3 protein-coding genes are annotated in these 2458 nt (G+C 40.0%); all 3 read left to right on the forward strand.

Going from position 1 to position 2458, the window contains the following annotated elements; translation table 11 throughout:
- Positions 1-83 precede the first annotated feature (83 nt).
- The 3 genes from tnpA to tnpC all read left to right on the forward strand — a co-directional run bounded on the left by tnpA (position 84) and on the right by tnpC (position 2396).
- Positions 84-407, forward strand: a complete 324-nt coding sequence (tnpA, locus tag D8M05_RS19840; protein ID WP_121134835.1) for an IS66 family insertion sequence element accessory protein TnpA — start codon at positions 84-86, stop codon at positions 405-407.
- Entirely contained in the window at positions 404-760 is a 357-nt protein-coding gene (gene tnpB, locus D8M05_RS21005; protein WP_121134837.1) for an IS66 family insertion sequence element accessory protein TnpB, read from the forward strand. The genes tnpA and tnpB overlap by 4 nt, the downstream gene beginning before the upstream one ends.
- A 64-nt stretch (positions 761-824) precedes the next feature.
- Positions 825-2396, forward strand: a complete 1572-nt coding sequence (tnpC, locus tag D8M05_RS19850; RefSeq protein ID WP_121134839.1) for an IS66 family transposase — start codon at positions 825-827, stop codon at positions 2394-2396.
- Positions 2397-2458: the final 62 nt, after the last annotated feature.

Raw genomic sequence — 2458 nt, forward strand, 5'->3', positions numbered from 1 at the left:
GTAAGCGTCAAACCATGCACACCTTCTAACCCATGATTGATTATGAGATAATCTCTTTAGAAATATATTCTGGAGGTTATGCCATGAACGATGCTGATAAAAGAATAAAATGGAAAGCAAGATTTGATGATTGGCAATCCAGTGGATTAATTGTAGCTGAATGGTGCCGCGAACAAAATGTTAATGTCCATCAAATGTACTACTGGATTCGAAAATTCAAAGGAGAACTCCCCCCTAGTGAAGAACCTGAAACAAAGTGGCTAACAGTCAATGTACAGGATTTACCACCTGTTCACACTGACCAGGAATCTGTACTAATTCATATTGGTATGTTGTCACTTGAAGTACGTCCAGGAACGAATATGGAATTACTATCGAATGTGATGCGTGTTGTACAAAATCAATGATTACTAATAATCATTTCGAACGCGTATATCTTGCGCAAGGAAGTACAGATCTTCGCAAATCAATTGATGGTCTCGCAGTAATTGTAAAAGAGTGTTTTGAGTTAGATCCATTTTCTCCATGCTTATTTGTCTTCTGTAATAGAAAAAGAGATAAGCTCAAAATTCTCCAATGGGAGAATAATGGATTTTGGCTTCACTATAAAAGATTAGAGCGTGGCACCTTCAATTGGCCATCTGATAAAGAAGACACACCGTTGGATATCAGTTCACGCCAATTTCGTTGGCTCTTAGATGGGTTATCTATCCAACAGAAACAAGCACATTCAGAAGTAAAGGCCAGAACCATTCTATAAAAATAGTCGATGAAAATATGGAATCCGACTAGTCAAGCCGGGTTCCATTTTGTATACTTAATATATGAAGAAAACGGTGCAGAAATCAAAAGATACAATTGAATATTACATCGAGCGTACAGAAAAGCTAGAATTGGAAAAAGAAGAGTTGGAAGCAAAATTAAAATGGTATAAGGAACAATTTCGCCTTAGCCAACAGCACAGATTTGGATCGTCAAGTGAGAAAACAAATCAGGATCAACTCTCTCTTTTTAATGAAGCCGAAGATACGGCTAATCCAACGGTAGAAGAACCAACGCTTGAGACGATTACATATAAACGTAAAAAGAACAAAGGTCAACGTGATCAACAGCTTGAAAGCCTGCCCAAAGAGACGATTGAATATCGCCTACCTATCGATGAGCAGGTCTGTTCGTGTTGCGACGGAGTATTACATGAAATGAGCACGGAAGTGCGTAGAGAATTAAAAATCATTCCAGCTGAAGTTAAGGTGGTAGAACATGTGCGTCATGTCTACAGTTGTCGTCACTGTGATCAACGTGAAATCAATACACCGATTGTGACTGCAAAAATGCCGAAGCCGGTTTTCCCCGGAAGCCTGGCTTCGCCATCCGCAATGGCATTCATTATGTCACAAAAATACGTTGAGGGAATGCCTTTATATCGTCAAGAGAAATATTTTGAACGATTTGGCGTATCCATCTCACGTCAAACAATGGCCAATTGGATGGTGCATGGTTCTAGTACCTGGCTAGAGCTACTTTATAACGAAATGCACGCCAAATTATTGGGCTTGGATGTTTTACATGCCGATGAGACGACGTTACAAGTCTTACGTGAATCAGAGCGCGCAGCAACATCGAATTCTTATATGTGGCTATATCGTTCTGGACAAATGGATGTACCTATTGTCCTCTACGATTACCAACAAACCCGTGCAAGTAAACATCCACGTCGCTTTTTAGAAGGCTTCACTGGATATTTAAGTGTTGATGGATATGCAGGTTACAATGGAATACCTAACATAACGTTGGTTGGGTGCTGGGCGCATGCCCGCAGAAAATTTACAGATGCTTTGAAGGCACTTCCTGAATCCGCGAGTACCTCTGCGGTTAAAGCCAAAGAAGGTCTAGCATTTTGTAACCAACTTTTTGATATTGAACGCGATTTGAAGGACGTCAGTCCAGAAGATCGTTATAACAAACGTTTAGAACGCAGCAAGCCCGTTTTAGATGTTTTTTCAGCATGGCTTCGTGAGCAAACGCCACGGGTATTGCCGAAAAGTGCGCTCGGCCAAGCTATCAAGTACTGTCGTAACCAATGGGAACGCCTAGAAGCCTTCTTAGAGGATGGTCGTTTAGAGATTGATAACAACCGTGCAGAGCGGTCGATTAAACCGTTTATTATCGGAAGAAAAAATTGGCTGTTTAGCAATACTGCGAAGGGAGCTAAATCAAGCGCAATTATATATAGCATTGTAGAAACGGCAAAAGAAAATGGATTAAATCCATATCATTACCTAAAATACTTATTTGAAGAGCTTCCCAATATGGATATGACAGATAAGTCGAATTTAAATCAATTCCTTCCTTGGTCGCCGACGATTCCAGAGAAATGTCGTGTTCCTAATAAATAAATCTAAAAAAAGTATAAACAAAATCCCCATCTAAAAATAGGTGGGGATTATTTGACGCTTAC

Origin of the sequence: Oceanobacillus bengalensis, from assembly GCF_003628445.1 — a bacterium.
GTDB lineage: Bacteria > Bacillota > Bacilli > Bacillales > Amphibacillaceae > Oceanobacillus > Oceanobacillus bengalensis.

What these genes read in the sequence shown, in the direction of transcription:
- tnpB (WP_121134837.1), top strand. Translation starts at nt 404, where the DNA reads ATGATTACTAATAATCATTTCGAACGCGTATATCTTGCGCAAGGAAGT.
- tnpC (WP_121134839.1), top strand. Translation starts at nt 825, where the DNA reads ATGAAGAAAACGGTGCAGAAATCAAAAGATACAATTGAATATTACATC.
- tnpA (WP_121134835.1), top strand. Translation starts at nt 84, where the DNA reads ATGAACGATGCTGATAAAAGAATAAAATGGAAAGCAAGATTTGATGAT.